The sequence below is a fragment of the Gordonia sp. ALPHA1B1 genome, from assembly GCF_005502615.1.
In the GTDB taxonomy this organism is placed as follows: Bacteria; Actinomycetota; Actinomycetes; order Mycobacteriales; family Mycobacteriaceae; genus Gordonia; species Gordonia hongkongensis.
Map to the genome: position 1 here is coordinate 78,696 of NZ_SCOC01000019.1, position 21,484 is coordinate 100,179.

At 67.4% G+C, this 21,484-nt stretch carries 20 protein-coding genes and 1 rRNA gene; 19 read left to right on the top strand and 2 right to left on the bottom strand.

Features of this window, described 5'->3' with window-relative positions; translation table 11 throughout:
- Positions 1-10 precede the first annotated feature (10 nt).
- From FFS52_RS14340 to FFS52_RS14390, 11 genes are all read left to right on the top strand, one after another.
- Positions 11-1,210, top strand: a complete 1,200-nt coding sequence (locus FFS52_RS14340; RefSeq protein WP_078112009.1) for an MraY family glycosyltransferase — start codon at positions 11-13, stop codon at positions 1,208-1,210.
- 284 nt (positions 1,211-1,494) lie between these two features.
- Complete coding sequence (locus FFS52_RS14345; protein WP_004021250.1) at positions 1,495-1,908, top strand: hypothetical protein; 414 nt, start codon at positions 1,495-1,497, stop codon at positions 1,906-1,908.
- Positions 1,905-2,654, top strand: a complete 750-nt coding sequence (atpB, locus tag FFS52_RS14350; RefSeq protein WP_055474992.1) for a F0F1 ATP synthase subunit A — start codon at positions 1,905-1,907, stop codon at positions 2,652-2,654. Before FFS52_RS14345 ends, atpB begins: the two co-directional genes overlap by 4 nt.
- Positions 2,655-2,790: 136 nt before the next feature.
- On the top strand, positions 2,791-3,042 hold the full coding sequence (locus FFS52_RS14355) for a F0F1 ATP synthase subunit C (protein WP_004021252.1): 252 nt from the start codon (positions 2,791-2,793) through the stop codon (positions 3,040-3,042).
- Between the two features lie 47 nt (positions 3,043-3,089).
- On the top strand, positions 3,090-3,578 hold the full coding sequence (locus tag FFS52_RS14360) for a F0F1 ATP synthase subunit B (RefSeq protein WP_055474991.1): 489 nt from the start codon (positions 3,090-3,092) through the stop codon (positions 3,576-3,578).
- 2 nt (positions 3,579-3,580) lie between these two features.
- Positions 3,581-5,005 (top strand): F0F1 ATP synthase subunit B/delta, encoded by a 1,425-nt coding sequence (locus FFS52_RS14365; protein WP_137810078.1) that lies wholly within the window; start codon positions 3,581-3,583, stop codon positions 5,003-5,005.
- An 86-nt stretch (positions 5,006-5,091) separates the two neighbouring features.
- On the top strand, positions 5,092-6,720 hold the full coding sequence (gene atpA / locus FFS52_RS14370) for a F0F1 ATP synthase subunit alpha (protein WP_055474989.1): 1,629 nt from the start codon (positions 5,092-5,094) through the stop codon (positions 6,718-6,720).
- A gap of 45 nt (positions 6,721-6,765) precedes the next feature.
- Entirely contained in the window at positions 6,766-7,689 is a 924-nt protein-coding gene (locus FFS52_RS14375) for a F0F1 ATP synthase subunit gamma (RefSeq protein ID WP_055474988.1), read from the top strand.
- A 68-nt stretch (positions 7,690-7,757) separates the two neighbouring features.
- Entirely contained in the window at positions 7,758-9,206 is a 1,449-nt protein-coding gene (gene atpD, locus FFS52_RS14380) for a F0F1 ATP synthase subunit beta (protein WP_010842985.1), read from the top strand.
- A gap of 9 nt (positions 9,207-9,215) precedes the next feature.
- A complete protein-coding gene (locus FFS52_RS14385) occupies positions 9,216-9,596 on the top strand; it encodes a F0F1 ATP synthase subunit epsilon (RefSeq protein ID WP_055474987.1) in 381 nt (126 codons plus the stop codon).
- Between the two features lie 216 nt (positions 9,597-9,812).
- Complete coding sequence (locus tag FFS52_RS14390) at positions 9,813-10,253, top strand: DUF2550 domain-containing protein (RefSeq protein ID WP_058252759.1); 441 nt, start codon at positions 9,813-9,815, stop codon at positions 10,251-10,253.
- Here FFS52_RS14390 and FFS52_RS14395 read toward each other — a convergent pair.
- Entirely contained in the window at positions 10,250-10,942 is a 693-nt protein-coding gene (locus FFS52_RS14395) for a cob(I)yrinic acid a,c-diamide adenosyltransferase (protein WP_137810079.1), read from the bottom strand. The genes FFS52_RS14390 and FFS52_RS14395 overlap by 4 nt on opposite strands.
- Positions 10,943-11,040: 98 nt before the next feature.
- Here FFS52_RS14395 and murA point away from each other — a divergent pair, with 98 nt between their 5' ends.
- The 7 genes from murA to FFS52_RS14430 all read left to right on the top strand — a co-directional run bounded on the left by murA (position 11,041) and on the right by FFS52_RS14430 (position 19,731).
- Entirely contained in the window at positions 11,041-12,297 is a 1,257-nt protein-coding gene (gene murA, locus FFS52_RS14400; protein ID WP_058252773.1) for a UDP-N-acetylglucosamine 1-carboxyvinyltransferase, read from the top strand.
- Between the two features lie 138 nt (positions 12,298-12,435).
- The gene (gene mdo / locus FFS52_RS14405) at positions 12,436-13,707 is read left to right on the top strand and encodes an NDMA-dependent methanol dehydrogenase (protein WP_137810080.1); all 1,272 of its coding nucleotides are present in this window, start codon (positions 12,436-12,438) and stop codon (positions 13,705-13,707) included.
- 96 nt (positions 13,708-13,803) lie between these two features.
- Positions 13,804-14,901 carry a MoxR family ATPase gene (locus tag FFS52_RS14410; protein ID WP_247452084.1) on the top strand — a complete coding sequence of 366 codons (1,098 nt, stop codon included), beginning with the start codon at positions 13,804-13,806 and terminating at the stop codon, positions 14,899-14,901.
- The gene (locus FFS52_RS14415) at positions 14,898-16,445 is read left to right on the top strand and encodes a VWA domain-containing protein (protein ID WP_137810082.1); all 1,548 of its coding nucleotides are present in this window, start codon (positions 14,898-14,900) and stop codon (positions 16,443-16,445) included. The genes FFS52_RS14410 and FFS52_RS14415 overlap by 4 nt, the downstream gene beginning before the upstream one ends.
- A gap of 78 nt (positions 16,446-16,523) precedes the next feature.
- Positions 16,524-17,699 (top strand): iron-containing alcohol dehydrogenase, encoded by a 1,176-nt coding sequence (locus FFS52_RS14420; protein WP_137810083.1) that lies wholly within the window; start codon positions 16,524-16,526, stop codon positions 17,697-17,699.
- Entirely contained in the window at positions 17,699-19,078 is a 1,380-nt protein-coding gene (locus tag FFS52_RS14425) for a GAF domain-containing sensor histidine kinase (RefSeq protein ID WP_137810084.1), read from the top strand. The genes FFS52_RS14420 and FFS52_RS14425 overlap by 1 nt, the downstream gene beginning before the upstream one ends.
- On the top strand, positions 19,075-19,731 hold the full coding sequence (locus FFS52_RS14430) for a response regulator transcription factor (protein ID WP_058252764.1): 657 nt from the start codon (positions 19,075-19,077) through the stop codon (positions 19,729-19,731). Before FFS52_RS14425 ends, FFS52_RS14430 begins: the two co-directional genes overlap by 4 nt.
- Positions 19,732-19,766: 35 nt before the next feature.
- Here FFS52_RS14430 and mftM read toward each other — a convergent pair whose 3' ends face one another.
- The gene (gene mftM / locus FFS52_RS14435) at positions 19,767-20,630 is read right to left on the bottom strand and encodes a mycofactocin oligosaccharide methyltransferase MftM (protein WP_137810085.1); all 864 of its coding nucleotides are present in this window, start codon (positions 20,628-20,630) and stop codon (positions 19,767-19,769) included.
- A 745-nt stretch (positions 20,631-21,375) separates the two neighbouring features.
- On the opposite strand from mftM, the gene FFS52_RS14440 reads away from it, so the two are divergent.
- Positions 21,376-21,484 (top strand): 16S ribosomal RNA (locus tag FFS52_RS14440); the annotation flags it as partial.

A 21,484-nucleotide genomic window follows, 5' to 3' on the forward strand; every position in this document is an offset into this window, starting at 1 on the left:
TGGTGGCGCGATGACCGGTGGCGCACCGGCCTTGCTCGCCGCCGCCGCGGACGGGGGAGGGACGGGGGTTCCTCTGCGCGAGCTCCTGCTCGTGGGGCTCACTGCCGCGGCCATGACCTACCTCCTGACCTCGGCGGTCCGCGTGTTCGCGATCCGCGCCGGCGCGGTCGCCGTGCCGCGGGTCCGCGACGTGCACGTGATCCCGACACCTCGCCTCGGCGGGCTCGGGATGTTCGGTGGGGTGGTGGCCGGGATCGCGCTCGCCGCGAACCTCCCCGCGCTCAATCGCGGATTCGCCTACACCACGGACATGACGGCGGTGATCGCCGCCGGCACGGTGATCGTCCTCGTCGGCGTCGTCGACGACCGGTGGGGCCTGGACGCGCTGACCAAATTCGTCGGTCAGCTCACCGCCGCCGGCGTTCTGGTGCTGCTCGGCATCAGCTGGCTGCAGCTCTACATCCCGTTCGCCGACATCGGCACGCTGGTGCTCGACCCGCTGCAGGCCGGTCTCCTCACGGTCGCGATCACGGTCGCGACGATCAACGCGATCAACTTCGTCGACGGCCTCGACGGTCTGGCCGCGGGATTGGGACTCATCGCCGCGGCGGCGATCTGTATGTTCTCGCTCGGTCTGCTGCGCGACCAGGGCGGCGACGTCAGCTACTACCCCCCGGCCCTCATCTCGGTGGCACTGGCCGGCGCGTGCCTCGGATTCCTCCCGCACAACTTCTCGCCGGCACGGATCTTCATGGGTGACTCGGGTGCGATGCTGATCGGTCTGCTGCTCGCCGCGGCCTCCACGAGTGCCTCGGGCCGTATCGCCGTGAACGCCTACGGACCGGCCGACATCTTCACGCTGCTGTCCCCGCTGATCCTGGTCGCCGCCGTCGTCTTCATCCCGATGCTCGACATGCTGCTGGCGGTGATCCGGCGGACCCGGGCCGGCGTCGGTTTCTACACCCCGGACAAGATGCACCTGCACCACCGCCTGCTCGAACTCGGGCACTCGCAGCGCCGGGTCGCGCTGATCATCTATCTGTGGGTCGGGGTGCTCGCGTTCTCGGCGGCGGCCAGCACGCTGTTCCCGCTGTCGGTGGTCGCCCCGGCCTTCGGTGCGGGCCTCGTCGTCGCGATGCTGGTGACGATGGCGCCGCGCCTGCATCGACGCCTCGCCGAACTGCGAACGTCGACGAAGGCGTACCGCTGACCGGCGTCTGCGACCCTGTCATTTCCGTGAGGGCGATACCTGGGCCTAAGGTAAGGAAACCGTAAATTATCGTGTACTATCGCCCGTAGTAGTCAACATGTGCGCAGACCCGGACACAAAGCCCCGGTTCTGTCTCACACGACGCAATACCCCCCGGTGAGACACCAAGAATGGTGTTGGTAGGGTCACAACGAAACGCGAGCTGACGCCCAGCGGCCATGTGTTGCTGCACGTACGCGGGTGATCCGTGCCATCGGTATGGAGTAGGAGAGCTGAGGAGGGACATGACCGCATCTGCCCCTGATTCGGCCCCCGTCTATCCCCAGGCGCCGACCGGACTCCGCCGCCCCGCGCTCATCGCGGGCGGGTTCATCGTGGTCGTGGCTGCCGTCTCGCTCGCCGTCGGACATCCGCTCTTCGCGGTGTTCTTCCTTCTCGGTGTCGCCGGGATCTTCGTCAACGCGATCCTCGTCCGACGTGCCGTCGACGTCGTGGTCGCCGACGAGAACCCGCGCAAGACCGCCCTTGCTCTCAACTCCGCCATGCGACTCGGTGCCATCACGGCGCTCGCGCTGCTGGCGGCTTTTCTGGTCCAACCCGACGGGTTGGGCGCGATGTTCGGACTCGCCATCGGCCAAGTGGTCTTGGTGCTGAACACGGTCATTCCGGTGATGAAAGGACTTCGTAGCCAACCATGACGACCGCCTTCAACCTTGCCGCAGAGGATGGCGAACCGGCCATCCAGGTGGGTCACTACACCAAGTTCGAGCTGTTCGGACTGACCTTCAACCTGGAGACCATCATCGCGACGGCGCTGGCCGCGGCGATCATGCTCGCGCTGGCGTTCTACCTGAAGTCGAAGGTCACCTCGACCGGCGTGCCGTCGGGTGTGCAGCTGTTCTGGGAGGCCATCACCATCCAGATGCGTGGGCAGGTCGAGAGTGCCATCGGCATGAAGATCGCCCCCTACGTTCTCCCGCTCGCGGTCTCGCTCTTCACCTTCATCCTGATCTCCAACTGGCTGTCCATCCTGCCGGTCCAGGTCGGTCACCACGAGATCCTCAAGCCGCCGGCCGCGGACGTGAACTTCGCCTACGCCCTTGCGCTCTTCGTCTTCGTCTGGTACCAGATCGCCGGCTTCCGGAAGCGCGGCCTGCTGGGTCACCCGAAGCGGATCATCAAGGGCCACGTCGCATTCCTCGCGCCGATCAACGTCATCGAGGAGTTCACCAAGCCGATCTCGCTCTCGCTGCGACTCTTCGGCAACGTCTTCGCCGGCAGCATGATGGTCGCCCTGATCGCACTCTTCCCGCCGTACATCATGTGGGCGCCCAACGCGATCTGGAAGTCCTTCGAGCTCTTCGTCGGTCTGATCCAGGCGTTCATCTTCGCGCTGCTGACGATCCTCTACTTCTCGCAGTCGATGGAGACCGAGGATCACTGACCCGCCCGAACCCGGGCACCGCGCGGAGACGGACACGGCCGCGCCCACAACCGAACATGACGACCTGCTCCGGCACCTGTCGGCGCAACTCCAGACCTGACACACCAGATGTCAGCAACGAAAGGGAAATATCACAATGGATCCAATGATTGGCCTCGGCGCACTCATCGGTGGCGGCCTGATCATGGCCGGTGGCGCCGTCGGTGCCGGTATCGGTAACGGTCTGGCCGGTAGCCAGCTGATCGCCGGTATCGCTCGCCAGCCCGAGGCACAGGGTCGCCTGTTCACCCCGTTCTTCATCACCGTCGGTCTGGTCGAGGCGGCCTACTTCATCAACCTGGCCTTCATGGCGCTCTTCGTGTTCGCCACCCCGATCAGCGCCGGCTGATCGTCGCTCTCCCTTTTGTCGCCGAGTAGAAACGACACCTCACCACAATGACGCTTGCTGCAGAGAACTTCCTGCTCCCGAATGGAACGTTCTTCGTTGTCCTGCTCATCTTCGTGATTTTGCTGCTGGTCATCCGCAAGTTCGTGGTTCCGCCGATCCAGCAGGTCCTCGAGGAGCGGGACGCGATGATCCACCGCACCGTGGAGGACAACCGGACCGCCGCCGCCGAATTCGAGGATGCGGACGTCCAGTTCCGTTCGCTCCTCAAGGAAGCGCGCGGTGAGGCCACCGCCAAGCGCGACGATGCTCGCGCCCAGGGGCGGGAACAGCTGAACGAGATGAAGCAGCGAGCGACCGCCGAGGCCGACGCCGCCCTGCAGTCGACCAGCTCCGAGCTGGCGACGCAGGGTGAGCAGGCCGCCTCGACGGCTGCAGCTGATGTGGACGCACTCGCCAAGACGCTTGCGGCGCGTGTGCTCGGTGTCGACTCGGCAACTCTTTCCGATACCCGATCGACGAGCGGAGCGGTGAACTGATCATGGCTGCCAACACTGAGACCGAATCCGACCAGGGCCCCATCGGCACCTGGCTGCACGACATCGGTGCTGCGTTCGACCCCGCGATCTTCATCGCTCAGCTCTTCGGCTTCGCGGTCATCCTCTTCCTCCTGTGGAAGTACGTCCGGCCGCCGGTGGCGAAGATGATGCGGGATCGACAGGAGACCGTGCGTCAGCAGCTCGCCGAGAGCGAGGCCGCTGCCAAGCGCGTCGCCGACGGCAAGCAGGCCCGCGAGAAGGCGGTCGCCGAGGCCAAGGCTGAGGCGGAACAGATGCAGAAGGACGCCGCGGCTGACGCCGAGGCGATCACCTCCGACATCCGCGCACAGGCCGACCACGAGGTCAAGCGCATCTCCGAGCACGGCCGCAACCAGGTCGCCCTGGTGCGCGCCAACCTCGTTCGTCAGCTGCGCACCGATCTCGGACTCACCGCGGTCGACAAGGCCGGCGAACTGGTGCGCAACCATCTCGCCGACGACTCGGCCCAGGCGGCGAGCGTCGACCGGGTCATCGACGAACTCGAGGAGATGTCGTCGGGTTCGACGAACGCGGTTCCCTCGAGCGCCTCGCTCGTCGGTCTGCACGCGATGCGTGCCGCCAGCCGCGACGCCGCTCTCGCCGTGTCGGAGCACTTCGATTCGGCGGCAATCGATCTCGACGGTTCGGCACTTGCCGACGCCTCGGGTGACCTCACCGCGGCGATCAACTTCCTCGGCGAGAACCCGGTCCTGCGCAAGCGCCTGGTCGAGGACGACGAGAACCCCGAGGGCAAGAAGGCCATGGTGCACCGTCTGTTCGACGGCAAGCTCGCCCCGGTCGTCGTCGAGGTGCTCGCGACCGCGTCGAGTCAGCGGTGGTCGTCGTCGAGCGACTTCGTCGTCGGTCTGCGTCGTCAGAACTCCCTGATCGTCCTCACCGCCGCCGAACGCGACGGGGTCATCGAGCAGGTCGAGGACGAGCTCTTCCGGGTGAGCCGAGTCCTCGAGGCCAACCCGCAGCTGTCCTCGCTGCTGTCCGACCACGGCAAGGACGCCGACAAGCGCGTCGACCTGCTGAAGAAGCTGGTCGGCGACAAGGTCGGCACCCACACCTGGACGCTGCTGTCCTCGACCGTGCGCCTGCTGCACGGCCAGGCCGCCGACGTCGCGGTCGATCAGCTCGCCGAGCTGGCCGCCGCCCGTCGCGGCGAGTCGGTCGCCCACGTGGTGTCCGCCTCTCCGCTGTCCGATGCCCAGATCGATCGACTGTCGGGCGTGCTCGGCGGAATCTACGGTCGGACCATCTCGGTGCAGACCGAGATCGCCCCGGAACTGCTCGGCGGTCTCCGGATCAGTGTCGGCGACGAGGTCATCGACGCCGATGTCGCGACACGGCTGGCCAAGGCCGCCGAGACGCTGCCGCGCTGACGACCACCCCGACACACCCGAACCCACGAAGCCCAGAGCTCAGAGCCTTCGAGACTCCGAGCCACATCAAGGAAAGACGAGAACCCATGGCGGAGTTGACGATCTCACCAGACGAGATCAAGGGAGCGATCGAGCAGTACGTCTCGTCGTTCGAAGCCGAAGCGTCGCGTGACGAGGTCGGCATCATCACCGATACCTCGGACGGCATCGCCCACGTCAGCGGCCTTCCGAGCGCAATGGCCAACGAGCTCCTCGAGTTCCCCGGCGGCGTCCTCGGCGTCGCACTGAACCTCGACGAGGACGAGATCGGCGCCGTGATCCTGGGTGACTACGAGTCCCTGGAAGAAGGCCAGCAGGTCAGCCGCACCGGCGACGTGCTCTCCGTCCCCGTCGGTGATGCGTTCCTGGGACGCGTCATCAACCCGCTGGGTGCCCCGATCGACGGCCAGGGCGACATCGAAGCCGACGAGCAGCGCGTCCTCGAGTTGCAGGCCGCCACCGTGCTCGAGCGCCAGCCGGTCGAGGAGTCCCTCGCCACCGGCATCAAGGCCATCGACGCCATGACCGCCATCGGCCGCGGACAGCGTCAGCTCGTCATCGGCGACCGCAAGACCGGCAAGACCGCGGTCTGCATCGACGCCATCCTGAACCAGAAGGCCAACTGGGAGACCGGCGACCCCACCAAGCAGGTTCGCTGCATCTACGTCGCGATCGGTCAGAAGGGTTCGACCATCGCCGGCGTCAAGTCCGCCCTCGAAGAGGCGGGCGCGATGGAGTACACCACCATCGTCGCGGCTCCCGCCTCGGACTCGGCCGGCTTCAAGTGGCTGGCCCCGTACACCGGCTCGGCCATCGGCCAGCACTGGATGTACCAGGGCAAGCACGTCCTCATCGTGTTCGACGACCTGACCAAGCAGGCCGAGGCCTACCGCGCCATCTCGCTGCTGCTGCGTCGTCCGCCGGGCCGCGAGGCATACCCCGGTGACGTCTTCTACTTGCACTCCCGTTTGCTGGAGCGTTGTGCGAAGCTGTCCGACGAGCTCGGCGGCGGCTCGATGACCGGTCTGCCGATCATCGAGACCAAGGCCAACGACGTCTCGGCGTTCATCCCGACCAACGTCATCTCGATCACCGACGGCCAGGTCTTCCTGGAGTCGGACCTCTTCAACAAGGGTGTTCGACCGGCCATCAACGTCGGTACCTCGGTGTCGCGCGTCGGTGGCGCCGCCCAGACCAAGGGCCTCAAGAAGGTCTCGGGATCGCTGCGTCTGGAGCTGGCCCAGTTCCGTGAGCTGGAGGCCTTCTCGGCCTTCGCCTCCGACCTCGACGACGCCTCGAAGGCACAGCTCGAGCGCGGTGCCCGCTGGGTCGAGATGCTGAAGCAGGACCAGTACAGCCCCTTCTCGGTCGAGGATCAGATCGTCTCGATCTACCTCTGCGGTGAGGGCCACTACGACTCGGTCCCGGTCGACGACGTGCGCAACTTCGAGACCCAGCTGCTGAGCCACCTGCACCACAACGCGACCGGTGTCTACGACTCGATCGCCGGCGGCAAGGTGCTCAGCGACGACCAGGCCGAGGCCCTGATCGCCGAGACCAACAAGTTCAAGAACGGCTACCTCACCCACGACGGCCGTCGCGTCGTCAACGAGGCCGAGGCCGAGGCGATGGATGCCGACAACGTCGAGAACGAAGAGATCAAGATCCGCAAGTGATCTCAGACGTCAACGGACATCGCGAAAAGGAAGGGGTGAGGGCTCATGGCCAGCATTCGTGAGCTGCGCTCACGCATCCGGTCGGTCCAGTCGACCAAGAAGATCACCAAGGCTCAGGAACTGATCGCGACCTCGCGTATCACCAAGGCACAGGGACGGGTGGCGGCGGCCAAGCCGTACTCGCAGGAGATGACCGCCGTGCTCTCGGAGCTGGCGAGCAACTCGGGATCGCTGGACAACCCGCTGCTCAACGAGCGGGAGAACCCGAAGCGCGCGGCGATCCTGGTCGTGACCAGCGACCGCGGTATGTGCGGTGGTTACAACGCGAACGTGCTCAAGGCGACCCGCGAACTCATCGCGCTCCTGCGCGACGAAGGCAAGGAAGCGGTCCTGTTCGTCATGGGTCGCAAGGGTGTCGGGTTCTTCAGCTTCCGGGGTCTGGAGATCTCGGACTCGTGGACGGGCTTCTCGGAGTCACCGCAGTACTCGGACGCGGCGACGGCGACCAGCTTCCTGGTGGACCTCTTCCAGGCAGGATCGGGCACCGAGGTCGAGCGCCCAGAAGGAGACGGCACCCTCGAGGGTGTCGACGAGCTGCACCTGGTCTACACGCGGTTCCAGTCGATGCTGGCGCAGGTGCCCGAGGTCCGGCGGATCGCCCCGCTGGTCGTGTCGCACGACGAGGATTCGTCCGACGACACGCCGTCGCGCAACTACACCTTCGAACCCGGGGCCGACGCCCTGCTCGACGCGCTGCTGCCGAAGTACGTGGCGACGCGGGTCTACGCGGCGCTGCTGGATTCGTCGGCATCGGAGTCGGCCGCGCGCCGCACCGCGATGAAGGCCGCGACGGACAACGCCGAAGAACTGTCCAAGTCGTTGTCGCGCGAGGCCAACCAGCTCCGCCAGGCCCAGATCACCCAGGAAATCAGCGAGATCGTCGGCGGCTCGAGCGCACTGGCGAATTAGCGTGCGCGCCAGCCGAGTCGGATCGACGAGAACCCATACTTCGATAAAGAGGAAGTGACCCAAGCACCATGACCGCAGCAGTAGAAACCCCCTCCGCGCAGTCGGCGGGTTCCGCCGACGGGCGGGTCGTCCGCATCATCGGCCCCGTGGTCGACGTCGAGTTCCCGCGGGGCTCGATTCCTGAACTGTTCAACGCCCTGCACGCCGAGGTCGCTCTCTCCTCGGTCGCCAAGACCCTGACCCTCGAGGTCGCGCAGCACCTCGGTGACAACCTGGTGCGCACGATCTCGATGCAGCCGACCGACGGCCTGGTCCGCGGCGCGGCCGTGTCCGACACCGGCAAGTCGATCGTCGTGCCGGTCGGCGACGTCGTCAAGGGCCACGTGTTCAACGCCCTCGGTGACTGCCTCGACAGCCCGGGCCTCGGCCGCGACGGCGAGCAGTGGAGCATCCACCGCAAGCCGCCGGCCTTCGACGAGCTCGAGGGCAAGACCGAGATCCTCGAGACCGGCATCAAGGTCATCGACCTGCTGACCCCGTACGTCAAGGGCGGCAAGATCGGTCTGTTCGGTGGTGCGGGCGTCGGCAAGACCGTCCTCATCCAGGAGATGATCACGCGTATCGCGCGTGAGTTCTCCGGCACCTCGGTGTTCGCCGGCGTCGGTGAGCGCACCCGTGAGGGCACCGACCTCCACCTCGAGATGGAGGAGATGGGCGTTCTCCAGGACACCGCGTTGGTGTTCGGTCAGATGGACGAGCCGCCGGGCACGCGTATGCGCGTGGCGCTGTCGGCGCTGACCATGGCGGAATACTTCCGCGATGTGAAGCACCAGGACGTGCTGCTCTTCATCGACAACATCTTCCGCTTCACGCAGGCGGGCTCGGAGGTCTCGACCCTCCTCGGCCGTATGCCGTCCGCGGTGGGCTACCAGCCGACCCTGGCCGACGAGATGGGTGAGCTCCAGGAGCGCATCACCTCGACCAAGGGCCGATCGATCACCTCGCTGCAGGCGATCTACGTCCCCGCCGACGACTACACCGACCCGGCACCGGCCACGACCTTCGCGCACCTCGACGCGACCACCGAGCTCTCGCGTCCGATCTCACAGCTGGGTATCTACCCCGCCGTGGACCCGCTGACCTCGACCTCGCGCATCCTCGAGGCGTCGATCGTCGGCGACGAGCACTTCCGCGTCGCCAACGAGGTCAAGCGCATCCTGCAGAAGTACAAGGAACTGCAGGACATCATCGCCATCCTCGGTATGGACGAGCTCTCCGAAGAGGACAAGGTCACGGTGCAGCGTGCGCGCCGTATCCAGAAGTTCCTCGGCCAGAACTTCCTCGTCGCCGAGAAGTTCACCGGCCAGAAGGGCTCGGTCGTCCCGCTCGCCGACACCATCGAGGCCTTCGACCGTGTCGCCAAGGGCGAGTTCGACCACCTGCCCGAGCAGGCGTTCAACAGCTGCGGTGGACTCGACGACGTGGAGGCCGCCGCCGCCAAGATCAGCGGAAAGTAGCGGTTCGCCATGGCTGAGAAGTCCTTCCACGTCGAGGTTGTCTCCGCGGATTCGAGCCTGTACTCGGGAGAGGCCACGTTCGTGATCGCGCAGACCACCGTCGGTGAGCTGGGTGTCCTGGCCAACCACGAGCCGCTCCTGGGCCAGCTGGTCCCGGGTGGCTTCGTGGTCATCGTCGAGGAGAACGGCAACCGTCGTGCGGCAGCGGTCGAGGGCGGGTTCCTCTCCGTCACCGGCGAGGCCGTCACGGTGCTGGCGGAGTCGGCCGACTGGGCCGACGACGTCGACGTCAACGCGGAGAAGACCGCGCTCGACGAGGCGGAGCCGGATTCGCCCGAGTACCACCGTGCTCACGCGCGTCTGACTGCGGCACAACACCTTTCCCGGTAGAGCGAGCCGCGCGAGCGGTTCGGGTCAACGATCGACCTCGGCCGGCCATCGGAATTCTCCGTTGGCCGGCCGAGGTCGTTTGGCGTCTCATGTGCACGTTCTGGCATGCTTGTTCCACAGCCCCCCCTGTCCCGCGTGTATGCAGCCCAAGCCGTCTGGAGCCCTACCGGGTTCGACGCTTCGCCTATCCGCGGTGACTGCACGAAGGAGTAGGTGATGTCGCTGGCGGTCGTGATGCTCAGTGTGCTGCTGGCGGTGGCGCTCCTGTTGTGTGGCTTCCTGGCGCTGCGGCTGGCGCAACTCCGTCGCGCGGGCACTCCGGTCCTGCTGCGCACGGTGCCGGCCGGCGTAGACCAGGGATGGCGTCACGGCACCGTGCACTACAGCGACGACTCTCTGCGCTACTACCGGCTCACGTCGCTGAAACCGGGGCCGAACGTGACGTTCGCACGACAGGGCATGGAGATCTCCGGTCGTCGCGCCCCCGAGGGCACCGAGACGGAGATCCTCGACGGCATGCTCATCCTCCAGGTGCAGACCGCCGGCCGGGCCGAGGACGACTACGAACTGGCGATGGGCCCGGGTGCGGTGACCGCGTTCCAGTCCTGGCTCGAATCCCGGCAGTCCGCGAGATCGCAGCGGCGCCGCAGCGCCTAGGAATCCGGCTGCGCCGGGGCTTTCCCGCCCGTCTTCGCCGGGTCTTGATGGACCGGCTTCGCCGGGGGCCGTTGCCGGTTGCCGCCCGGAACCCACTTGACGTCGCCGGGCGAGTTCGCGCCCTGTTGGTCACCTCCCGCGGCGGGGCGAGTGCGGTTCGCCACCCGCGACAGGATGAACAGCAGATCCGACAACCGGTTCAGGTATTTCGCGGGCAGCACGCTGGTGTCGTCGGGGTGGGCGGCGACCGCGGCCCACGCCGAGCGCTCGGCCCGTCTGGTCACCGTTCGTGCCTGATGCAGCAGGGCAGCCAGCGGTGTGCCGCCCGGCAGGATGAACGAGTCCAGTGCGGGCAGATCGGCACCGAAGGAGTCGCACCAGCGCTCGAGGGCGTCGATGTAATCCTGTGCGATGCGCAGCGGTGGGTACTCGGGGTCGTCGACGACCGGCGTGGAGAGGTCGGCGCCGGCGTCGAAGAGGTCGTTCTGGACGGTCGTGAGCACTTCCCGGAGGTCGTCGGGGACGTCACCACCGAGTGCCAGGGCGACACCGATGACGGCGTTCGCCTCGTCACAGTCGGCGTAGGCGACGACACGCGGATCGGTTTTGGGCACCCGGGAGAAGTCGCTCAGCCCGGTGGAGCCGTCGTCGCCCGTTCGGGTGTAGATCCTCGTCAGGTGTACCGCCATGCGTCGAATGTACTGCGCCGGACGCACAGGATCGGGAGCACGGTCGGAGGACGTACTGGCCGGTGGGCCGGTGACCCCGGACGGTTAAGGTGGCAGTCGTGAGCGATCGGTTTCTGGTGTCCGGGGGAGCGCGTCTGTCCGGCGAGGTGGCAGTGGGGGGCGCGAAGAACAGCGTCCTGAAACTCATGGCCGCGGCCCTCCTCGCCGAGGGGACGACCGTGCTGACCAACGCACCCGAGATCGCCGATGTCCCGCTGATGGCGGACGTTCTCCGCGGTCTGGGTGCGGTCGTCGACATGGACGGCGAGACGGTCACCATCACGGCGCCGGCGGAGCCGAAGTTCCATGCCGACTTCGCGGCGGTCCGGCAGTTCCGCGCCTCGGTCTGTGTCCTCGGCCCGCTGATGGCGCGTTGTCACCGAGCCGTCGTGGCGCTGCCCGGCGGAGACGCGATCGGGTCGCGGCCGCTCGACATGCACCAGGCGGGTCTGCGTGCCCTGGGCGCCACCAGCTCGATCGAGCACGGCTGCGTGGTGGCCGAGGCCGACACGTTGGTCGGCGCACCGATCGCGCTGGAGTTCCCGTCGGTGGGGGCGACCGAGAACATCCTCATGGCCGCCGTGCTCGCCGAGGGACAGACCACCATCGACAACGCCGCCCGCGAGCCGGAGATCGTCGACCTGTGCGTGATGCTGCAGCAGATGGGCGCACAGATCGACGGCGCCGGCACCTCGACGCTGACCGTCGTCGGTGTGGACCGGCTGCATCCGACGACACACCGGGTGGTCGGAGACCGCATCGTCGGTGCCACCTGGGGGATTGCGGCCGCCATGACGCGCGGTGACGTCACCGTGCGCGGCGTGAAACCCGAGCACCTGCAGCTGGTTCTGAACAAACTGGGCGACACCGGCGCGGTGGTCGACACCTTCGACGACGGCTTCCGGGTCCGGCACGATCGCCGGCCCACCGCCGTCAACGTTTCGACTTTGCCGTTTCCCGGATTCCCCACCGATCTGCAGCCGATGGCGATCGGCCTCGCCGCCATCTCCGACGGCATGTCGGTGATCACGGAGAACGTCTTCGAGGCCCGGTTCCGCTTCGTCGAGGAGATGGTCCGTCTCGGTGCGGATGCGCGGACCGACGGCCACCACGCCGTCATCCGCGGGATCGACCGCCTGTCGAGTGCGCCGGTCTGGTGTTCGGACATCCGGGCGGGCGCCGGCCTCGTGCTGGCCGGGCTCGTCGCCGACGGCGTGACCGAAGTACACGACGTCGAGCACATCGACCGCGGGTACCCGCACTTCGTGGAGATCCTGCGCAGTCTCGGCGGTGAGATCGAGCGCGTGCGCGACTGAACCCTGTCCGATCGGACAGGTACCGGCCCGTCCGGCCGGGTGCACTGTGGTCGAGGACGGGCAGGACCCCTTGTCCCGGTTGTGATCTGGACGACATTCTCGTTGTGACAGACCAACCGTCACAAGGAGTTCACCACCATGGCCATTGAGCTGAACCAGATCTGGGACTTCCCGATCAAGGAGTTCCACCCGTTCCCGAAGGCGAAGCTGGGTGTCGGCGCGCACGACATGCTCGGTGTCGAGGCCAAGGACCTGGGCATGACCCGTGCGCTCCTGATGACGACGGGTCTACGCGGCTCCGGGATCATCGAGGAGCTGATCGGCAAGATCGAGTACCAGGGCGTCGACGTGGTGCTCTACGACCAGGTGGAGTCCAACCCCAAGGACTACAACTGCATGGACGCCGCGGCCCTCTACCAGTCGGAGAAGTGCGACGGCATCATCTCGGTCGGTGGCGGCTCCAGCCACGACGCCGCCAAGGGTGCACGTATGGTCATCGCCCACGACGGCCGCAACATCAACGAGTTCGAGGGCTTCTCCAAGGCCACCAACAAGGAGAATCCGAAGCACATCGCGGTCTCGACGACGGCCGGCACCGGCTCGGAGACCTCCTGGGCGTACGTCATCACCGATACCTCGGACATGAACAAGCCGCACAAATGGGTGGCCTTCGACGACACCTGCCTCGTCGACCTGGCGATGGACGACCCGCTGCTCTACTACACGTGCCCCGAGCACTTCACCGCCTTCTGCGGTTTCGACGTGCTCGCGCACGCGAGCGAGCCCTACGTGTCGCGTCTGGACTTCGCACCCTCGCTGGGCAATGCCAAGTACTCGATCGAGCTGATCCGCGACCATCTGCGCACCGCCGTGTACGACCCGCGAAACCTGGCGGCCCGCACCGGGATGATGTACGCGCAGTACATCTCCGCGCAGGCGTTCAACTCCGGCGGCCTCGGTCTCGTGCACTCGCTGTCGCATGCGGTGAGCGCGTTCTATGACAGCCATCACGGGCTGAACAACGCCATCGCCCTTCCCCGCGTCTGGGAGTACAACCTGCCGTCTCGCTACGAGCGTTACGCCGAGATCGCCGCGCTGCTCGGTGTCGACACATCGAAGATGACGACGGTCCAGGCCGCCGACGCCGCCGTCGAGGAGGCCATCCGCTTGGGCAAAGACCTCGGCATCCCCGACAACTTCGGTCAGCTGTCGACGAGCAGTTACGACAAGAACCGGATGAACACCGGCAAGTACGAGGGTCGTGGCGAGACCATGGACACCTCCGACAAGCAGATCCGCGCCATCGCCGAGCACATGATGGACGACTGGTGCACGCCGGGCAACCCGCGTGAGAGCACCGTCGCATCGCTGATTCCGATGGTGGCGCACGCATTCACGGGCAGCTACTGATCCGCCCTGCTCACCCCGCCTGATCCGCGAACCCGATCCGATAGCCCCGATCCGAAAACCGCAGGCCGACAAGGAGTCCGACAACCCATGACGCACATGTGCGCAACCAGGCCATCGAACCAGGACGTCACCGGGGACACCACCGAGGGCAGGTCGTTTTCCTCCGTGGAGGCGCTGACCGACGCCCTGGGTGGGCAGGGGTATCTGATCGGACCGGAACTGGCGGTCGTCGTCCACCTCGCGACGCTCCTCGACCGGCCCCTTCTCCTGGAGGGGCCGGCCGGGGTCGGCAAGACGGAACTGGCGAAAGCACTGGCCGCGGCATCGGGGCGTGAACTCATCCGGTTGCAGTGCTACGAGGGTCTCGACGAGTCCCGCGCCCTGTACGAATGGGACTACGCGCGACAACTACTCCACGTGCAGATGCTGCGCGACCGGATCAGTGCCGAACTCGCCGCCGAGACAACCCTCTCGGCCGCGAGCTCGGCGCTCGCGCGCGCCGAGGTGGGCGTCTACACCGAGGACTTCCTCGTCGCCCGACCGCTGCTGGCGGCCATCACCTCACCGTCTCCGACCGTCCTGCTGGTCGACGAGATCGATCGCACCGACGAGGCGATGGAGGCGGTGATGCTCGAGGTCCTCGCCGAGCGTCAGGTGACGGTGCCCGAACTCGGGACCTTCGCGGCACGTTCATCGCCATGGGTCATATTGACCTCCAACGACACTCGTGAGCTTTCGCCTGCACTCAAGCGCCGCTGCCTGCACTTCCAGGTCGACTACCCGGACCCGCAGACCGAGCGCGACATCGTCGCGGTCCGCGCGCCCGACGTCGAGAAGACGATCATCGGCGAGGTGGTCGACCTCGCGCGGCGTCTGCGGGAGCTCCCGTTGCGCAAGAGTCCGTCCATCGCGGAGGTCATAGACGCCGCGCGAGCTGCTTCCTACCTCGGGTCCCGGGACGGAGAGCCGGGAAGGCCGATCGGCGCAGACGACCACAATGCGCTGCTGGCGTTGCTGGTGAAGTTCGGTTCGGACGGCGAGATCGCCCGTCGCGCTCTGTCTTCCGAACACGGAGGACCGCCGGCGGAAGGCTCGCCGATCGGCGTGGACGGGACCACGCCCGGCGGGTCGGTGACCGCGCGCGCCTTCGGAGCGGGGCGCGCCCGCAGTGCGGGTACCCGTCCGGGCCGATGATCCCGATGTCTGTGCCGGTCGCCGCGTCGAGGCGTGCCGACCCGCTCGATCTTGCCGCGGTCGCGTTCGGGAGGGTGTTGCGGAGCTCAGGGGTTGCCGCTTCGCCCGCCGAGGTGATCGAGATCCGGCGGACCCTGTCGATGGTGGGCACCGCCGAACCGGCGATCCTGCGTGCGGCCCTGCAGAGCGTCTGTGTCAAATACGGTTATGAGACAGCTGGTTTCGAGCGGTCCTTCGAGCTCTTCTTCCTCGGTGCCGAACCCGATCCGGACGGCGGAGACGACCTTCCGCGGGTGCGTGGCGTCGCGGCCGATCTGCCCGATGACGTCGTCTGGGACGAGGAGTTCGAGGGCGCGGCCCGGCAGATCGGCGCCGACGAACACACCGACGAGATCGGCCACCTGATGGCCGAGGACCCCGATGCCGCACACCGCGACGCCGAGAGCGCCCATCGCGAGGAGAACGACTTCAGCGTGTCGGCGGGAGCGGAGCAGCTCGGCGTCGACCCGGACGGCGGAGCGACCGGTGGGGGAGTGACGTACACGGTCGAGGTCGACACCGCGGACTCGTCGACCGTCGGCGAACTCACCGGACCGGCGACTCGCGTGTCGAGCCGGCCGCTTGGGCTCACCGGCGCCGCCGCCATCCTGGCCGCCCTCGATGCCTACGATCCGCGCAAGGCGTACGGTGCCGACGGCAACGAGGACCTCGGCGATGCGCGGAGAGCCGAACTCGAACGCGCACTAGGTGCTTTCGTCGACGCACTGGTCGCCCGACTGGACGCCGACGGAGTCGTCGAGGCAGTGTCCGGCGCGGACCGGCGGGCCGAGGGGTACGTCGACCAGGCGGAGATCGATCGCGCGTGCCACCGGCTGATCCAGCGCATGCGCGGCGCGCCGCGACGGGTGGTCCGTCCGGTCGACCGTGGTGCGCTGGACATCAGGGCAACGATGCGGGCGGCGGCCGCGACCGACGGTGTGCCCGCCGAACTGTGGCGACGCCGCCGGCGCCCCGGTCCGGTCCGGATGCTCGTCCTCGTGGACGTCTCGCTCTCGGTCCGGCCGGTCACGGGGTTCATCCTGCGTCTGGCACAGACACTGCACCGCTTCGGTGACCGTTGCGAGGTCATCGCGTTCGTGGATAGGCCGGTGCGCGTCACGACCGCATTGCGGACCGCGGCCGCCGACTCGGCCCTCGCAGCGGTGCTGGCCGCCGACGGTCTCGATCTCGCCGCGACGAGCGATTACGGGCGCATGTTCGGCGAACTGCTGGGCGAGTTCGGAGACCTGATCAGCAGACGGACCTCGGTACTGGTCGTCGGGGACGCGCGCAGCAACGGACTCGACCCGCGCGTCGACCTCGTCGCCGAGGTGGGCCGGCGATCGCATCGGATCGCCTGGATCACACCGGAACCCGAACGCTACTGGCAGCAGTCCGGGTGCGCGATGGCCGACTACGCCGACCACTGCAGCGGCGTCGTTAGCGTGCGTGACGGTGCCGAGATGCTCGCGCGTTGTGACGAGCTGGGTGCGGCGCTGAGGTGACCTGGGTAGCGTCGGGGTACCGCCGGGGCGAGGTGGTCGGACGGTGCGGTCGGAGTGGATGGAACGGAGGCGGGACGAATGGTGGGTGACGTCCGTCGGCGCGCATCGGGCCAGGTCGCCAAGTTCCACACCCCGGAGATCGTGCTGGGCCCGGGCGCCTTCGGGGAGGTGCCGGTCGCGACGGCGGGACTCGGGATGCGCCGACCGTTCGTGGTCAGCGATCGTTGTCTGGAACGCACCCCCTGGTACGCACAGCTGATGGCCGGGCTGCGTGCCTGCGGCCTCGACGCGGCGTCGTACCTGGATGTCTCGCCCAACCCGCGGTCAGGCGAGGTCGCGGCGGCGTTCCTCGCCTACAAGGCACACGATGCCGACGGCCTCGTCGCCCTGGGCGGCGGTTCGGTGATCGACGCCGCCAAGGGTGTCGCGGTGTTGGCGGCCAACGGCGGTCACATCCTCGAGTACGAGGGAATCGACCGTGCCCGACGACCGCTCCCGCCACTCATGGCGGTGCCGACGACGGCCGGCAGCGGCGCCGACGTCTCCCAGTTCTGCATCATCAACGACGCCGAGCGGCGTACCAAGGTGACCATCATCGGGCGTTCACTCGTGCCGGACGTGACGGTGAGTGACCCGACCCTGCTGATGACCGCGCCCGCCGCGGTCACCGCCCAGGTCGGCATGGATGTACTCACCCACTGCGTCGAGGCCTACGTCTCACTCGCGCACGGACGACTCACCGATTCGCTTGCGCTGGAATCCATTCGTGGCGTGTGGACGCATCTCGAACGCCTCGTCGACGATCCGCGGGACCGGGTCGCGGCCGAGGAGATGTCGCTCGCGGCGCTACGGGCGGGGATGGCGTTCACCAACGCGATACTCGGCGCCACGCACGCGATGAGTCACCCGGTCGGCGGGCACTGCGACGCCCCGCACGGCGCGATCAACGCCGTCCTGCTGCCGCACGTGATCCGCTACAACGCCCATGTGTGTGCCGACGGCTTCGTCGACCTGGCCGACGCCATCGGGGTCGAGACATCCGGTGACGCCCGGACCGTCGCCGACCGACTGGCCGATGCGATCGCCGCGCTCGGCGCCCGGGTCGGCATGCCGGCGTCGCTCGAACCGCTGGGCGTGCGCAGCGCCGACCTCGACCGCCTCACCGCCCACGCGCTGGCCGATTCGTGCATGACCACCAACCCGCGGCGTCCGCAGGCCGCAGGCATCCGGGACCTCTACGCCGAAGCGCTGTGATGACCGGTCCGTCGCCCGAGCGGAGCGCTCTCCCCGAACAAGCCGACCTCGAGAGCCTGGTCGGACTCCGCAGCGTCAAGGGCAGCCACTACGCGGCGCTGCGCGGGGTCGAGGCGCGGCTGAGTCGGGTGGTCGGTGCGCTGGAGCGGATCTCGCGTGCTCTCGTCCGTACCGCCGAAGGGCCCGAGGCTTTGGTCATCGCGGTCGTCGAGGCGGCACGGGACCATCTGGGCGCGGACTGGGTCGTCTTCGCGCTCGCGGACGGCCGACTCGAGCAGTCGGCCCCGCGCCACCTGATCAGCGCGAGCGGTGGTCGGCTCTACGCCTTCGAAGGGTCCGAGCGGGCCGCCACACCCGACGACCTGCCCGACGAGGTGCTCAACCGGCTCAACGACATCCTCCGCGGACACGAGACCGTCCTGCACGGCGCGATCCTCCAGGAGGACCACGTCCACGTCCCCGTCGAACTCGACGGCAACGTCGTCGGGGGACTGTCGGCCTGGACACCGGTCGGTCGCATGGTCGATCCCACCGATCTCGTCGTGCTGCGCATCCTGGCCAGCCAGGCGATCGTCGCACTGCTCAACGCCGAGCTGTTCTCCGAGACCGACCGCCACGCAATGGAACTCGCCGAGCGCAACACCGAACTGGAACGTACCCAGCGCGAACTGTCGGCGGCGATGCGGGCGACCGTGCTCAACGAGGAGCGCGGACGGATCGCCCGCGAGCTCCACGACTCGGTCACCCAGTCGGTGCTGTCGGCGGGGGTGCAGATCGAACTGTGTCGCGGCCTCGTCGAAGGTCCCGCACTCGATCGCCTGGAGATGGCGGGCCGGCTGACCAAGGAGGCCGTGGAGCAGTTGCGGTCGTTCATCTACGCGCTCAACAACGCTACGAACGCGCCGTCGCCGAGTGTGCGCGACGTCCTGACCGAGCTGTGCTCGTTGCACATGCCGCCGGACCTGCGCACGGCGGTCCACATGCGCGGCCGGGAGCGCGATCTTGCCGATGAGGTCCAGCACGCCCTGCTGCGGATCGCCGGCGAGGCCCTCTTCAACACCGCCGTCCACTCGCGTGCCCACCAGGTCACGGTGACCCTCACCTACGCCGTGGACACCGTCGCACTGTCGGTCGACGACGACGGCGTCGGTGATCCCGAACATCTGCGCCGGGTGATGCGCACTGCGTCGCTCGGCGATCTCACGGCCGGACGGCACCGCGGCCTGGCCAACATGTCCTCGCGCGCCGCCGAGCTCGGAGGCGAACTGCGGATCCGCCGGTCGCGCATCGGCGGTATCCGCGTCGCGGTGGTGCTGCCGATCGGCACGGCCGGCACCGCGACGCCCGACGACCCGCTCAGAACGAAGGAGTTCGGTTGAGCGACAACGACATCAGGCGCCCCATCCGGACCCTTCTCGTCGACGACCACGCCCTCCTGCGCCAGGGGATGCGGTCGCTGCTGGAGCGCGAGGACGTCGTCGACGTGGTCGGTGAGGCGGGATCGGCCGACGCCGCGCTGGCCGAGGTGAACGCCCGACACCCCGATGTCGTCGTGGTCGACCTCAAGCTGTCGGCGGGCACCGAGTACGAGGGGCTGCGGCTCATCGAGCAGATCGCGCAGCGCCACCCGGAGGTCGCCGCGCTGGTGCTGACCACGTTTCTCGACGACGATCTGGTCGTGCGCGCCGTGCGGGCGGGAGCCCGGGGGTACGTGGTCAAAGATGTCGACACGACCGAACTCGTGCGCGCGATCCAGGCGGTGTCCGGCGGCGGCAGCGCCTTCGACCCGCGCAGCGCGGCCGTCGTCCTCCGCGCGGTGTCCGGCGAGAACGAGAAGTCCGAGGCACTCAGCGACCGGGAGCGCGAGGTCTTGCGGCTCCTCGCCGACGGGCTGTCGAACAAGCGGATCGGCGAGACGCTCTACATCTCGGAGTCAACCGTGAAGTTCCACATTCGCAACATCATTCGCAAGCTCGGGGTGTCCAAGCGGACCGACGCGGTGTACATCGCCAGCAAACGCGGGCTGATCTGACGCGGTCGCTCGGTACCGCGGCCGGACTCGAGGAATCAGGACCGGGGGGTGAGGACGAGCCATCCGCCGTGATCGACGACGACCTCGGCGCCGGCATGCGGGACGGCTCGAGCCCAGCCGCACAGGTCGTTCTCGGTGAGCCGGACGAGGTGGCCGAAGTGCGGGCTCGGCTCGTCTTCGAACGGCACGCCGATGACCACGCGCTGCCGGGCGACCCGGAGGGCCTCGCCGATCGCGGCGTGCGCCCCCGCGGGATCGAGGTGCTCGAGGAGGTGGATGAGCGTGACGGTGTCGGCCGAGTCGTCGGCGTAGGGGAGAGCGGTCGCGTTCCCGACGGTTGCGACGACGGGCAGTCGGAGTCGGTGAGCGGCGTCGGAGAGCAACGACACCGCTCCGGGCGAGATGTCGCAGGCCGTGACCTGGAGACCGTCCAGGGCGCAGGCGAGAGCGAAGAAGCCGAAGCACGATCCCACCTCGAGGACGGCCCCGCCCGAGACCAGGCTCCGCGCGCGTTTGTGGACGGGAGCGAATGCCGATGTGCCCGTGCGCAGTTCGCGAAGCGAGTTGTCGTAGAAAGCCGCCCAGGCGTCGTCGGCCGTGCCCGCCGAGGTGCGGATGATCCCCATCGCGGCGCATTCGAACTGCGACTGGCCGGCCAGCACGCCGGCCTCGACGAGGGCGACGAGCCCGTCGACGACCACGCCGTCGGAGATGCTCTGCTCGTCGAAGGGATGGGCGATCTGCAGGACGCCGGCCTCCCGACGCCAGGAGAGGAGACCGCAACGCGTGAACCCCTCGGGGACAAGCGCGGACGAGACAACCCGCGGTGGGAGTCCGGGTACCGGCGATGAGCCGATGGGCGCGCTCGTCGGGGTCGTGGCCAGTTCGGTCGCGGTCATGTCTCGACCGTATGAGCGCTCTGACCTGCGCATAACTGACCGACCGGGGGTGATGACCTGTCCGAAAGGACGGTCTGCGACGCACGTCACATCGATGTGATTCACCGAAATCCGCGCGCAGCAGCGGGATTCGGTTCCGCGCGGCAGGCGATGACCTGCGCCGATGGCTGTTGGGGCGGGCGGCGAGCAGGCGATTTGACCCCGACGATCCGGTTGCGTAACTTTCTTCAAGTCAGCGAGCCACGGCGCCGCCCCGGAAGGGCCTGAGAGGGTCTGATGGTGGGGAGTGGAGACCGCGTTTCTTGGCTGGCCGCCCCTGAATGTTTTGGCTTGAGTTGTTGTGGCTCGGGTAGAGTGTTTGGGGTTGCTGGGTCTCTCAGTGGTTCGGAATTCTTCGGGGTTGCGGGCTGCGGGTGGGGTCTGGTAGGCTGGAAGAGTTGCCCCGGAGACGGGGTGGCTGGCAAGGTTGAATGCGAAGTCTGCTGGTGAGAGCCCTGATTTGGGGTGGGTAGCTGGTGGGTGTGTGTTCTTTGAGAACTCGATAGTGTGATGATGAATTGTCTGATGCCAATGTGGCATCGTGCATCTTTGTGGATGTAGATGTTTGTTTTTTTGTGTGGCGTCCGGGCCCCGTCCTGGGTGTCACATTTTGCTAGGTTTATTTTGGTCAGGTTGTGCTTTCCTGGTTGAAGATTTTGTGTTGAAACGCCGGCCTTTTTTGGGGTTGGTTTTGTTTCACTGTTTTTTCATGGAGAGTTTGATCCTGGCTCAGGACGAACGCTGGCGGCGTGCTTAACACATGCAAGTCGAACGGAAAGGCCCAGCTTGCTGGGTACTCGAGTGGCGAACGGGTG

Bases quoted from the DNA above. Each gene is read 5' to 3' on its own strand.
- FFS52_RS14340 (WP_078112009.1), top strand. From the start codon at position 11: ATGACCGGTGGCGCACCGGCCTTGCTCGCCGCCGCCGCGGACGGGGGA.
- FFS52_RS14345 (WP_004021250.1), top strand. From the start codon at position 1,495: ATGACCGCATCTGCCCCTGATTCGGCCCCCGTCTATCCCCAGGCGCCG.
- atpB (WP_055474992.1), top strand. From the start codon at position 1,905: ATGACGACCGCCTTCAACCTTGCCGCAGAGGATGGCGAACCGGCCATC.
- FFS52_RS14355 (WP_004021252.1), top strand. From the start codon at position 2,791: ATGGATCCAATGATTGGCCTCGGCGCACTCATCGGTGGCGGCCTGATC.
- FFS52_RS14360 (WP_055474991.1), top strand. From the start codon at position 3,090: ATGACGCTTGCTGCAGAGAACTTCCTGCTCCCGAATGGAACGTTCTTC.
- FFS52_RS14365 (WP_137810078.1), top strand. From the start codon at position 3,581: ATGGCTGCCAACACTGAGACCGAATCCGACCAGGGCCCCATCGGCACC.
- atpA (WP_055474989.1), top strand. From the start codon at position 5,092: ATGGCGGAGTTGACGATCTCACCAGACGAGATCAAGGGAGCGATCGAG.
- FFS52_RS14375 (WP_055474988.1), top strand. From the start codon at position 6,766: ATGGCCAGCATTCGTGAGCTGCGCTCACGCATCCGGTCGGTCCAGTCG.
- atpD (WP_010842985.1), top strand. From the start codon at position 7,758: ATGACCGCAGCAGTAGAAACCCCCTCCGCGCAGTCGGCGGGTTCCGCC.
- FFS52_RS14385 (WP_055474987.1), top strand. From the start codon at position 9,216: ATGGCTGAGAAGTCCTTCCACGTCGAGGTTGTCTCCGCGGATTCGAGC.
- FFS52_RS14390 (WP_058252759.1), top strand. From the start codon at position 9,813: ATGTCGCTGGCGGTCGTGATGCTCAGTGTGCTGCTGGCGGTGGCGCTC.
- FFS52_RS14395 (WP_137810079.1), bottom strand. From the start codon at position 10,942: ATGGCGGTACACCTGACGAGGATCTACACCCGAACGGGCGACGACGGC.
- mdo (WP_137810080.1), top strand. From the start codon at position 12,436: ATGGCCATTGAGCTGAACCAGATCTGGGACTTCCCGATCAAGGAGTTC.
- FFS52_RS14410 (WP_247452084.1), top strand. From the start codon at position 13,804: ATGTGCGCAACCAGGCCATCGAACCAGGACGTCACCGGGGACACCACC.
- FFS52_RS14415 (WP_137810082.1), top strand. From the start codon at position 14,898: ATGATCCCGATGTCTGTGCCGGTCGCCGCGTCGAGGCGTGCCGACCCG.
- FFS52_RS14420 (WP_137810083.1), top strand. From the start codon at position 16,524: ATGGTGGGTGACGTCCGTCGGCGCGCATCGGGCCAGGTCGCCAAGTTC.
- FFS52_RS14425 (WP_137810084.1), top strand. From the start codon at position 17,699: ATGACCGGTCCGTCGCCCGAGCGGAGCGCTCTCCCCGAACAAGCCGAC.
- mftM (WP_137810085.1), bottom strand. From the start codon at position 20,630: ATGACCGCGACCGAACTGGCCACGACCCCGACGAGCGCGCCCATCGGC.